Here is an 11692-nt window from a genome sequence, read left to right as displayed (position 1 = left end):
GCGTAAAGATTTCAGGAGTTTGTACCCAGTAGTTTATTAGTATTACATTGCTTTAACTCAGGCTCTGTAAGACTTTGAGCCATAGCTAGTATATTTATACGGGGGAAGTTCAGATATTTTTTGGCAAATCCATTGATGAATAGTAAGATTAGATAATATTTTTTGTTGAGATAAACTACTATGAGTCTGGATAGGATAATTGTTCTGTATAGGTTTTACTTCTTGGATGATATCATATAAGTTTTTGAGCAGTTCGTAAGCCTCATTGTCGTTTTTAGCTTGCCCAGTAAAAGAAAGTTCATTAATCAAAAACTTCATTTTAAAGCAACTCCATTAAATCTTTTTCCACTTGATCAAAAAATCCATCAGGCCACTGATCAATTCCTCCGTCTTGATAAAGAATGGGTGAAATAACTTCTGATACAGCTTGTCCTTGTTTCAAATATCTTTGAAAATAATGAATTCGTACATCTTGAGCATCAATTTTCTTATTTTTTACCGCTCGACGAATACCATTTAAGACATGATCACTATGAGTTTCTACTATAATTTGTACCCCACAGCTTGCCGCTAATGCTAACAGTTCTCCTATCTTAGATTGTCCTTTTGGATGAAGATGTGCTTCAGGATTTTCTAATAAAATTAACGTATCTGTAACAGATGATAATAAAGCCACAACAATAGGTAGTATATATGTAATACCAAACCCAGTATTTGTAGGACGATAAGGATTACTCAGTCCGTAAGAGTATTGTAAACCCACTAAATCCATTTCTGGATGAGATGAGATTATGATTCTAGTTCCAGGGCTAATTTCTCCAATCCAAGCTTCCACTTGATTTTTAAAACTCGTAGAAATTGCTTGAGGATGTTCTAATTTTGAATCTCTAATTTTCTCTTCTTCGTAGATAGAAAGAAAATGTGCTGTAAATTCTCCCTTACTTCCAAGCTGTTTATGCTGTTTGACTTGAAATTCTGAAATTTCAAAATGTGGACTTGGAGACATTCTTTCTGCTCGTAGATAGTAAAATTTATCAGTAAAAAGATTGGATCGGTAAATTTCTTGAGGAATAGTATCTTGGGACAGGGGAGATAGTTGAAGAACATCAGAATTAGGATCATATTCAAAAATCCATGAACTTTTACCATGATCTGCGCTGGTAATTTCAAAAGTAATTGAATCTTCTTTTGCACCTTCAAAGAGAGCGTCTTTAGCTGTTCCAATACGAACTAAATCACCATTTAATGCTAATCCTTCCTTTGGTAATAAATCCTGCTTATAGGACTGGCGAAGTAATAATAAGGATTGTAGCAAAGTGGATTTGCCACTACTATTTAATCCTGAGAGCAAAGTTAGCGGTTTTAAATCAAAAGATTGATTTTCAAAAATCTTAAAATTTTTTAACACTAATGATTCTAACATGATAACACCTCTTTTATTATTTCTTTAATTGTATCAAATCTATAGGGAACTTTAGTGGCTGCTTGAGAAACAGATTCGAGAAAATTACTATCATCTTCCATTTTTTTAATAAAAACTTCCTTGACGTTCTCCTTTCTCTCAGTTAATGTTTCAAGTTCTTGTTCACTTAAACCACTCAGGGTAACTGACCAACTTTCAAAAAGAGCTTTATTGATAGGATATTTTCTTTTTCCATCTTCTGTGATTTTACGGATTTTACGGAAAGCATCTTCTCCAAAAATATTATTTGCCGCTTTCATGGCAAAAATAAACTTATTTTTGATTTCTTGTACTCGATTTTCATCTATTTTGTTTAGCTTTTTCATTGCTTGATCTAAAAAATCATCCCGACCTTTATCAGACGAATAGCAATTGTAGCTTATTAAAGTAAAAGCAATAAATCCTAAGATAAATTCATGATCGACCATGCGATTCTTTCTTTTTTGACTAAAACTTGTCAATTTTTGGAATTCTGGAATGTTTGCTAATTCCTTGAGAATTTTTATGGCTTGACCTGGATTTATCGCTTGACGAAATTCTTGTAAATTGAGAGGTAATCCCCCAGTATTAATTCTTCTAAAAATGTTATACTTAACTTTAGGTGGTGTACCAGGTTCAATTAAATACACAATAAACTCTGCTTCATTTATTCTGCGTTTATAGTTACGAGATAAATCTGAATACTTGTTCTTTTCTAATTCCTTTAAAAATTCTAGGTCTTTTAAGACAAGCTTCTCATCAAGAATAAAGCTTTTAAATGTACTCAGTCTTTGCAATCCATCTATAATTAGCCATTCGTCTTCCTCGGTTGCATCCATATAAAATGCTGGCAGAGGAATTCGTATTAACAGAGATTCGATTAATCTGCTTTTAGCCTTATCAGTCCAGATGTTAGCGTTACGTTGAAAATCAGGATTTAAGTTAATTTCTTTATATTCAATTCTTTTGATCAAAAGATCCATGGTTATTTGTTTGGTCGTAATTCTGATTTTGGTTGGATCGAAGAAGTCTGAACTTTCTTCTTCTTCTTCTTCTTCTTCTTCTTCTTCTTCTTCTTCTTCTTGCAATTCAGTTTCTTGGGATGTTAATTGTTCGTATGTGATATCATTTGTACTGTTTTTCATATTATAGTCCTATGAAATTGTTGGCTCTCTTATTCCTTGTGTGATAAGTTTAACTTATATAGTAGCTATCAATCTTTGTGTCCTTTGTGTCTCTGTGGTTCGTTCCACTCACTCGCCCGCAAGACTGTATTTTAGAATACATTTTACCCACTAAACTTGGGAGAGCCAATTGTTTTTAGAATATAGCGTACCTAAATAAAATGTCAACCCCTTCAATCCTGTTCTGACCTAGCTTGCCGATCACTCCCAAGGCAATTCCCAAAAGGACGTACAGAAGATGACTTTTGACAGTTATCTCTATAAAACCGTTGTTCCCGCTAATCCTCTCGTACAGATGAAGATTACTGCTAAAACTATCGGTTCTCTCCTGCGCGGTAACGCTTTGGCCCCTTAAAATCAATTGATAACCAGACAACCCAATCTCCGGCGGTGGTTGGGTTTTCTTTTGGGTTGTTTCATCTCCTATCTTCTCTAATTCAAACAAAAATATCGCCCCACCAGCAATCTCTAAGTACCACCTCACCTCAAATCTAGAGAACTAACGCTTTTTTAATACCATAATTCCGGGATCAGGTCATAATAACCAGCTTGGGGCGGTGGGTAAATACCCGCTTCGATTTTTTCGATAATAGTCGGCCAAGCTTGCCTAAAAGCGGCAGAGCGCTCGTTGGGGTGCAAAGTCCAACCCTTGGCATTGGTGAGAGTGGCGCGATAGTAGTTGCTTTGTTCTAGGGAGCGAGAAACCATAATTTCCCAAGAGTCGAGTTTTCCTTTCCCAGTCAAAATATTGCCCCAAGCTTTTAAACCATCGGGTAAATGATCGAGAAAGGTATTTTTATAAGAGCGCCAGAGGGGGGTGATCGGTAAAAGGCGATCGTAGCGACGACAATTAAGTAGATAGGCACGACTACCAAAAAATTTAAATTGATAGAATCCGTCGGGATTTTTCGTGCAGGGATGCTGAGAATAAATCGTACCATCGGGCCGCGGCGGACCGGACAAAGGACGCACAAACATCATTTCTGGATGGGTTTCCATTAACTCGATCCCTTCGCGGATCCAACTGTAATCCGGTTCTTGGTAGAGCATCATGTCGCTGTCATAATGGACCATATAATCGCTGCGACATGACTCGATTTTGAAGATCGAGCCGAAAATCGGATAACCTTTGTAGTTATGGGTGGAACGGAGGGGACTGCCGAAATGCTTTTGATAGATGCGCTGACGATAGCTGGGATCGTAGTTAAAATCCACTAGGCGATCGATTATGCCATCTTTAACTAATTTTTCACCACAGGCTCTTAACTCCTCCATTGTACCCAGTCCGGGGCGATTAACCTTTTCCCCGCTTAAAGGGGCCGTGTCAATAGCGAGTACCTTTTCATCGAAGGGAAACTGACTCATTTTGACTAGATGGGGAATAGTGTTCATCATAAACCAGACATCGGTTCGCGCCGTAAAAAACCAGAGCGAACAACTTGGCAATCCCATTTTGTATAAACCTCACTTTTGTTTGGGTCTTAAATGGGATACATTATAGGGGAATCTTAGCGACAAGTTGACACAATTCCTTATTAACCTATGACTATAGCCCTCGATCGCTTACCCCAATCTTGGCAGGGTTTAACCCATCGTTTAACTTATAAGTATTTTCAGGTACGCATTGATACACCCAAAGACCCCTATAAAATTCTCTTTCGTCCCCAACCCTATCAGGTTTTATTTATTCTTAGCCATATGCGATCGGGTTCGTCTTTATTGACCCATATCCTCAATTCTAATCCTGAAATTATCGGTTTTGGCGAAACTCATCTGGTTTATGAGAGTGAACAGGATTTTAAAACTTTAATGTTTCAACTCTACTGGCGTTTGAAAGATTTAAACATGAATCATAAATATATTTTAGATAAAGTTCTTCATGATCAGAAGTTTTTAGATCATAGTTTTTTGCAATCTGATCCGGTTAAGACCATATTTTTACTACGAGAACCGCAGCGCACTTTAGCTAGTATTCTAGATCTTAAACCCCATCAAAACGAGCAGCACGCCCTGGGTTATTATACCGGTCGTTTAGCCACCTTAGAAAGTTATGCTCGATTAATTAACAGCAAAGAAAAGAGTTTATTTATCACCCACGATCAGGTATTAAACCAAAGTCAATTGGTCTTTAATAGTTTACAGAGTCATCTCGATACTAAAACGGGATTTTCTGAAGAATATCGAGTTTTAAAAACCACTGGCAGCCGCGGTATAGGAGATTCTTCCGAGAATATCAAAGCGGGTAAAATTATTAAACAAGCCAGAAAATTAGATATAGAAATTTCCGACGCTGTTTTAACCCAAGCCCAAAAAGCCTACGATCGATGCTACGAAACCCTCAGCCATTATTGTCATTGTATCTAAACTGAATTGGGGATTAATAATGGCCTTGATTCTCTCCTCCGAGTCCCAAGAAAATCCCCCTAACTCAACTCTAGGTTGATCTTTTAGCTGGTCTGATTAGCCTTCAATATTAGCAATTGTAAAGCCCATCTGACACTCGTAGAGATTGGGCTGTTGGCTGCCCCCTTTGCCTAAGGAGTGACCACAGCCTAGTTTACCCTCTCGCCACCGGGGTTGTCCCTGCTGGTTGGCTAAAAGACAGCCCTGACAGACAGAACCCGTATCGAGAATGTGTTCGTCGGTTAAAATCACTAACATGACGTTCACCCCCATTGATCTCCGATCACTTTTGTCTCTATTGTAAGGGGTTTTTTCTGAGATGTAGTGGCGCGCTATACATTCCGCTACTTTTTGGTTTTTTTTCGCCTGGACTCTTCTTATGCAGAAGATTAGACCTTGAAAATGTATAGTCATTTCAGATAAGTCTGATACGATTCAATCTTAATAATTGAAATGACTGTAATTATTATTTTCCTAAACCGAGTTTTCTGGTTACTTTTTGCCAAAAGGTTGGGGTAGGTGGTTGATAGGGTTTGGGACTATCGGTAAATATAGGACGTTGACTAGGTTCGTAGAGATAACGATAGTGTAAGAAAATATCTCGATAGGGAAAATCGAGATTTTCACCGCTACAAAGTCGAGTGAACAGAGAGGAAGATAAACCAATGTAGTGAAGGTATGTCAAGCGGTTGCCCTGATCATAAAGAATATTATCTAAAGCCTGAAAATGGGGAGAGGTGACACAGCAGCCGGTGCGTTCTTCTTTAGGCAATTGAAGAGCTAGATTATATATAGAAAAATTTGAGCGCATCATCATATAATTGACAATAGTTTGATCGGGAGCCATCGGATAGAGAATTTCCGCTTCTCCTGCTCGCAATTGTTCTATGAGCCAATCTCGCTGATTTTCATCGAATAAACCAGTTTTAGAAGCGTAGAAACCTGCACAAAAAATCTCCTTTTCGATACGATCACGGGAAAAAACCTCGAATAATTTTGGTTGAGAAACTTCGTAGACATGAGTGGGATCTTTATGCTGAAAGTCATAAACAACACAATCGTGCCTATCTAGGATAGCGAAGATTTTATCAATGGCATCGAGTAGCAAGGTGTCCCCATCCATGTAGATAAAACGCTCGAAGGGACTATCAAAAGCAATAAAACGGTGGTGCATTCCCATACGATAATATCGGTCAGTGCAACCCGATTTCAACCAACGTTTGCGGGCTTGCGGGTGGCTATCCCAAATCGACTTGGCGAAATTTTCCCAGCGTTCGATAATTTCCTGATTATCAAATAACTGTACGTTAGGACGTTGAGCAATTTCCGCTCTGATCCGTTCGATGTTGTCATCGTAGGGATAGACACAAACAGGAAGAGCTTTTCCCCCATTTACCTCGATGCTGTTGAGTAGGGCGACTAATTGATCGTAAATGCGATCGTTAGCTAGGGTACAGATACCGTCCATAAAGTAATCCCGATGAAAAAAATTAAAACCTATTATCTTTGCCGTTAGTTTAGCTTATTTTTGTCGATAAATTTCGGTAATTTCAGATTATGGCCATGACCTTAACTGCTGAAATGCCTAAGATTGATAGAGGTAAGTCCCTCAAGATAGTCTCAATTTTCTCACAACAGAAAGACTACCCGATCGACTATACCCAAAACCGATCGATTTAGCGTTTGCGTTTGAGTAATTTAGAAATGCGTCGATTGTACCGCAACCAACGCCAAATTTTAATAACCAATTCCTCTACCCATAAAATAATCGCATCTAATCCCTCTAAAATCCGTTCTAAGGGGTGTTTAACGTAGCCGACGGGGGTTGATTCGGTTTCTAACCATTCTTCGTTAATTGGTTGAATTATCTCCCTAGCGTAGCGGGGATCTAATTGGGTTGCGGGGGGGGATTCTCCAGGAGTAATTTCAGCGGCGGCCGGGGGGATTTTTTGTAAAGATTTATTTTGTTTTTCTTGACTAAAAGCTTTTTTTGTGCTATGAGGCTCGGCTGGTGTGCCTGGGGACTGGGGAAGGGGATAAGCGGGGTTAAGGCGGGGTTTTTCGGAGTCTTGGGGAGAAATAGCCAATATATCGGCGGATTCTAGCCAAGGTTGCTCGCTGATGGCGGAAAATGTCAGGGATTGGCGAGAGGAAAAAAAGTGATCGATCGCCGCTTGGATGAGTTTGCCGATCGTGAAGGGATCCGCTTGGGTTTGTTTTTCTAGCCAATCCTGGAGACGTTGCTTGAAGCTGATCAGCAGAGAATTAGGAAGACTTAGGGGATATTTTGCCGATAAAACGGGGTAATCAGCACTATATTCTAAATTATTCTTCTCTTTTGCCCAGAAATGCTCGATCGCCGCATAAATTAACCAATAAAGTCGCCAGAGATAGGAGGAATTTTTCTCGAGAGTCGGGGACTGGTTAACGAGATCGGAAGGTAGGTTAGAGGTGTGGCTAACACTGCTGGGGATTGCGGGGGAGATAGCGAGAAATTTAGCCTCGAAAATTGCTAATTTTTCGTCAATAACTTCTAAAATCGCTTGAGAATTGAAATTAGGCAGTGGTAAGGAGGGTGGTGTCGGGGTTTTGACGAGATGGGATTCCTGGAAGAGATTTATGGCGATCGCTATTTGCCCCTGTTGTTCCCAGCGTAGCAGGTTCCAAAACCAACGGATCGGGGGCAAGACAGGATTTTTGTCGGTAAAATTTGGTAATAAAGGCGGATATTGAGGATTTAATCGCTTAATTCTCCGTTTTTCGAGGGCGTAGTTAGCCAGTGCCGTCCTAATTTGTTTTTCTATTTGTCTTTGGGTTTGATTATCGGTGATTTTAACAGTCTGGTGATCGTTAGTGACGAAAACTAAAGCTTGATCCTCTAGATCGGCTGCTATGCCAATAAATGCCGTTTCTTGGTCAGATAAGCTCTGGAGAAATTCCGCGATCGCATCCGTCCCCTCTTTGCCAGGGGGTGATAATTGTTTCTGGAGACTGTTCCCCAATTGATTAGCCGTCATCCGCAGGGATTGTACCAGCAAATAGACGGGATAGAGGGCTATTTGCAGGGCAATAGCGATCGCATTTTGACCGCGACGGGAAACGCGGCCGAGGTTATCTTTCAGACGGATCAAACGACGGTTGATCAGGTTGAACAGTCGGCTTTTATAGGGATCGGCAGCCATGGATTTTGGGCGATAACATCTTCATTTAGACTATCCTATTGTGCAAGGGCGGGATAAAAAAAATTTTTGCCAAAACCCTTGACTCCCGGAAAGATTATTGTTATATTTAAAAAGGTCTGAAATCCACGCCCCCATCGTCTAGTGGCCTAGGACACCTCCCTTTCACGGAGGCGACAGGGATTCGAATTCCCTTGGGGGTATGAAAAGAAGGTCAGAGGTGTCAAGCTTCTGACTTTTCGGTTTTTTTCTCCCGTTGATGGCTTTTCGGTAAGCTGACGGTGAAGATTGTTCCCCGATCGATCTGACTCTCGACGCTAATTTGTCCATGATGACTGAGGGTAATCGCTAAAGCGATCGCTAATCCTAATCCTGTTCCCCCGGAAGTGGCAGAATTTTGTCGTGCGGGATCGAGACGATAAAAGCGATCGAAAATATGGGACAAAGCAGCCTCGGGAATACCGATTCCGTTATCTTTGATGCGTACCAGTAACACCGATTGTCGATCGCGTTTACTTTTCTCCAATTCCACTGCCACATTTTTAGGCTCAGATTCGGGGAAAAAAGCGTGTTTTAGGGCATTAGAAATTAAATTTGTGAATAAACGGGCTAATTGATCCCAATCTCCCTGCATAGTAAACATTTCATCGCTGTAGGAAAAATCCTCTTGGTCCGGTTCCACAATCGACAAAGAGAGGGAAATTCCCTGCTTATCGGCGATTAAACGCTGTTCTTCCACCACTTCCATCAATAGAGCATCCAAAGGTACAGCTTGCTCGATCGGTTGGACGATGCCACTATCAGAACGGGCTAAAAAAAGCAGATCATTGACTAAATTGCCCAATCTTTCCGTTAAACGCTCGATCACCTGCAAGCGTTGATCGCCAGTTTGGGGATAAGCGATCGCCATTTGCACGTTAGTTTGGATAGTGGCGATCGGATTGCGTAATTCATGGGAAGCATCGGCGGTAAATTGTTTTAAACTCTGATAGGACTCTTTTACCGGTTGAATGGCTAAACCGGACAAAAACCAACCAATCCAGGCAACACTAGCAATCATCAGGCAAATTCCGGCGATTAAATCCAATAATAGCTGTCTAATCGGTTTTGTCACCTCAAACCAAGGATGACTTACCCGCAGATATCCCAAAACATAATGATCGATTTCCACCCTTTCGGTTATTTGTCGCAGCAGACGATTATCGGATAAGCGAATAGTTTCCCCCTGACGGTGGGGATGGAGGGGAATATCTAAAGATTCGGCCAGAGTTGACCAAACTAGATTACCTTGGGGATCGAACCATTCCAAATCTATATGATCGTCCTCCACGGATTTACCCTGACTGGGAAAACTTGCCAGGGGATCGACGCGATAACGTCCTTGGTTCGGGGGAATCGATTCGATCACGAGGGAACGATTTACCACCTCAATGATGTGTTTGAGGGTATCATCAATGCGATCGACTAGGGTATGCCGCACATAAAAATACATTCCCGTAGCGAGAAAAAGCAGTAGTATGGCAGTGACAACAGTGTACCATAAGGCTAAACGGCGGCGAGTGGCTTGGAACACCGATAATCTATGGATTGGCTAGAGATTTTTAGAGCAATGTATCCTATTTTACAGCTTATTTGATCGATTTAATAATCGAGAATAAATTATTTTTAGCTATAGGGAAAAACTGACGGTTGCTAAGAATAGCTAGACTTGAACGCTCATAGTCCTTAAAAATTGCCGCTAACAAAGGTATTTTTAGATACATTCTTCCCAATAATTGTTTGAGTAGAACTACAAAAGCAGTCAAAGTGAATTATATTTAACCCTATGGTGACAGGGCTGACAGGAACGGCTAAAAATATTTTTGAGCTTATGTGAATTAATCACAACTATAAATGATGAATTTAAATTACTGGTTAATGAAATCGGAACCCGATGTCTATAGTATCGGGGATTTAAAAAAAGATGGTCAAACTATTTGGGAGGGAGTGCGAAATTATCAGGCGCGCAATTTTCTCCGTCAGATGAAACGGGGAGATTTGGCCTTTTTTTATCATTCTAATACGACCCCGCCGGGGATTGTCGGCTTGATGCGAGTGGTGCAAACTGATATGATCGATCCCACACAATTCGATCGTGATAGTCCCTACTATGATTCTAAATCCTCTCCAGATTCCCCGCGCTGGTGGACGGTTAAAGTTGAGTTTGATCGCCTTTTTCCCCAACTGCTGCCCCTGGGAATTTTAAAACAAAATTTTACTGCCGATGAATTATTATTAGTAAGGACAGGAAATCGTCTGTCAGTGATGCCTGTCAATCAAGCGATCGCAACAAAAATTCTCGCTTTAGTCGCTCGTCAAGGAGTATAAACTGTGAACCAGAAAGATGCTATTAATTTACTTTCCCTGATCGGGGGATTATTGGCCACTATTGTCATTTTAGCGGCCTTTAATGCCTATGTGATTATCACCCCCGGACAAGCGGGGGTTTTAAGTGTGTTAGGAAAGGCTAAAGACGGGGTTTTATTGGAGGGATTTCACTTTAAACCTCCCTTTGTTTCTAGTGTCGATATCTACGATGTTACGGTGCAAAAATTTGAAGTTCCTGCCCAAAGTTCCACTAAAGATTTACAAAATTTATCCGCTAGTTTTGCGATTAATTTTCGTCTTGATCCGACTCAAGTAGTGGCAATTAGAAGAACCCAAGGTACCCTACAAAATATTGTCGCTAAAATTATCGCCCCTCAAACCCAAGAATCCTTTAAAATTGCCGCCGCTAAAAGAACAGTAGAGGAGGCAATTACTCGACGCAGTGAGTTAAAAGAAGACTTTGATAATGCCCTATCGACTCGGTTAGAAAAGTATGGTATTCTAGTCTTAGATACCAGTGTGGTAGATTTGAATTTTTCTCCGGAATTTGCCCGGGCTGTCGAAGATAAACAAATCGCGGAACAACGCGCCCAAAGAGCCGTTTATATCACCCAAGAAGCAGAACAACAGGCCCAGGCAGAAATCAATCGCGCTAAAGGGAAAGCTGAGGCACAAAGACTATTAGCAGAAACTTTAAAAGAACAGGGGGGAGGATTAGTTTTACAGAAAGAAGCGATCGAAGCTTGGCGCGAAGGTGGGGCGCAAATGCCCCGGGTTTTAGTCATGGATGGATCGGGAAAAAATAGCGTACCATTTTTATTTAATTATAGTGATTCTTTTCTGGAAAATACCCCCTAAATTCAGGTCTATTTAGCCCAATTATTTTCTCAAGATAAAGTCTTTCCCATCAAGAGGAAGTGTAACCTAAATTTGGTAAGCTGTTGACTATCTAAATTACTCGTTAAGACTATAGGGGAGAAGGGAGCAGGGAGAAGGAGTTTCAGCCTGAGAGGGGGACAAGCGAGCTAGAAGGTAGATAGGGCAAGCGATATCGCTCTTTGTCCTTTGATGTAATCCTTCAACCGATAGCGGCTAATTTGCATTAACTCTTCTATATT

Annotated in this window: 10 protein-coding genes, 1 tRNA gene and 1 pseudogene; 5 read left to right on the top strand and 7 right to left on the bottom strand. The window is 40.6% G+C overall.

Features of this window, described 5'->3' with window-relative positions:
- Nucleotides 1–319 precede the first annotated feature (319 nt).
- Both H6G48_RS06555 and H6G48_RS06550 read right to left on the bottom strand, forming a co-directional pair.
- A complete protein-coding gene (locus tag H6G48_RS06555) occupies nt 320–1423 on the bottom strand; it encodes an AAA family ATPase (protein WP_190720281.1) in 1104 nt (367 codons plus the stop codon).
- Nucleotides 1417–2586, bottom strand: coding sequence for a DUF262 domain-containing protein (locus H6G48_RS06550; RefSeq protein WP_002784818.1), 1170 nt, complete (start codon nt 2584–2586; stop codon nt 1417–1419). The genes H6G48_RS06555 and H6G48_RS06550 overlap by 7 nt, the downstream gene beginning before the upstream one ends.
- Before the next feature lie 256 nt (nt 2587–2842).
- Here H6G48_RS06550 and H6G48_RS06545 point away from each other — a divergent pair.
- Nucleotides 2843–2980: pseudogene (locus H6G48_RS06545) on the top strand (geranylgeranyl reductase); the annotation flags it as partial.
- 155 nt (nt 2981–3135) lie between these two features.
- Here the strand turns inward: H6G48_RS06545 and H6G48_RS06540 are convergent.
- Nucleotides 3136–4077 carry a hypothetical protein gene (locus H6G48_RS06540; protein ID WP_190720278.1) on the bottom strand — a complete coding sequence of 314 codons (942 nt, stop codon included), beginning with the start codon at nt 4075–4077 and terminating at the stop codon, nt 3136–3138.
- Between the two features lie 90 nt (nt 4078–4167).
- On the opposite strand from H6G48_RS06540, the gene H6G48_RS06535 reads away from it, so the two are divergent.
- On the top strand, nt 4168–4989 hold the full coding sequence (locus tag H6G48_RS06535) for a sulfotransferase family protein (RefSeq protein WP_190720275.1): 822 nt from the start codon (nt 4168–4170) through the stop codon (nt 4987–4989).
- Nucleotides 4990–5085: 96 nt separating this feature from the next.
- On the opposite strand, the gene H6G48_RS06530 is transcribed toward H6G48_RS06535, so the two are convergent.
- The 3 genes from H6G48_RS06530 to H6G48_RS06520 all read right to left on the bottom strand — a co-directional run bounded on the left by H6G48_RS06530 (nt 5086) and on the right by H6G48_RS06520 (nt 8210).
- The gene (locus tag H6G48_RS06530; RefSeq protein WP_002735656.1) at nt 5086–5286 is read right to left on the bottom strand and encodes a hypothetical protein; all 201 of its coding nucleotides are present in this window, start codon (nt 5284–5286) and stop codon (nt 5086–5088) included.
- Nucleotides 5287–5494: 208 nt separating this feature from the next.
- A complete protein-coding gene (locus H6G48_RS06525) occupies nt 5495–6496 on the bottom strand; it encodes an Npun_R2821/Npun_R2822 family protein (RefSeq protein WP_190720272.1) in 1002 nt (333 codons plus the stop codon).
- A 208-nt stretch (nt 6497–6704) separates the two neighbouring features.
- Complete coding sequence (locus tag H6G48_RS06520; RefSeq protein ID WP_190720269.1) at nt 6705–8210, bottom strand: hypothetical protein; 1506 nt, start codon at nt 8208–8210, stop codon at nt 6705–6707.
- Between the two features lie 127 nt (nt 8211–8337).
- Between H6G48_RS06520 and H6G48_RS06515 the strand changes: the two genes are divergently transcribed.
- Nucleotides 8338–8410 (top strand) — tRNA-Glu (locus H6G48_RS06515).
- A 20-nt stretch (nt 8411–8430) separates the two neighbouring features.
- Here the strand turns inward: H6G48_RS06515 and H6G48_RS06510 are convergent.
- Entirely contained in the window at nt 8431–9780 is a 1350-nt protein-coding gene (locus H6G48_RS06510) for an ATP-binding protein (RefSeq protein ID WP_190720266.1), read from the bottom strand.
- 320 nt (nt 9781–10100) lie between these two features.
- Between H6G48_RS06510 and H6G48_RS06505 the strand changes: the two genes are divergently transcribed.
- Both H6G48_RS06505 and H6G48_RS06500 read left to right on the top strand, forming a co-directional pair.
- Nucleotides 10101–10574, top strand: a complete 474-nt coding sequence (locus H6G48_RS06505; protein ID WP_190720263.1) for an EVE domain-containing protein — start codon at nt 10101–10103, stop codon at nt 10572–10574.
- A gap of 3 nt (nt 10575–10577) precedes the next feature.
- Complete coding sequence (locus H6G48_RS06500; RefSeq protein ID WP_190720260.1) at nt 10578–11432, top strand: prohibitin family protein; 855 nt, start codon at nt 10578–10580, stop codon at nt 11430–11432.
- Nucleotides 11433–11692: the final 260 nt, after the last annotated feature.

The sequence above is a fragment of the Microcystis flos-aquae FACHB-1344 genome, assembly GCF_014698375.1.
Lineage (GTDB): Bacteria > Cyanobacteriota > Cyanobacteriia > Cyanobacteriales > Microcystaceae > Microcystis > Microcystis aeruginosa.
This window is presented reverse-complemented; position numbering and strand designations above follow the sequence as displayed.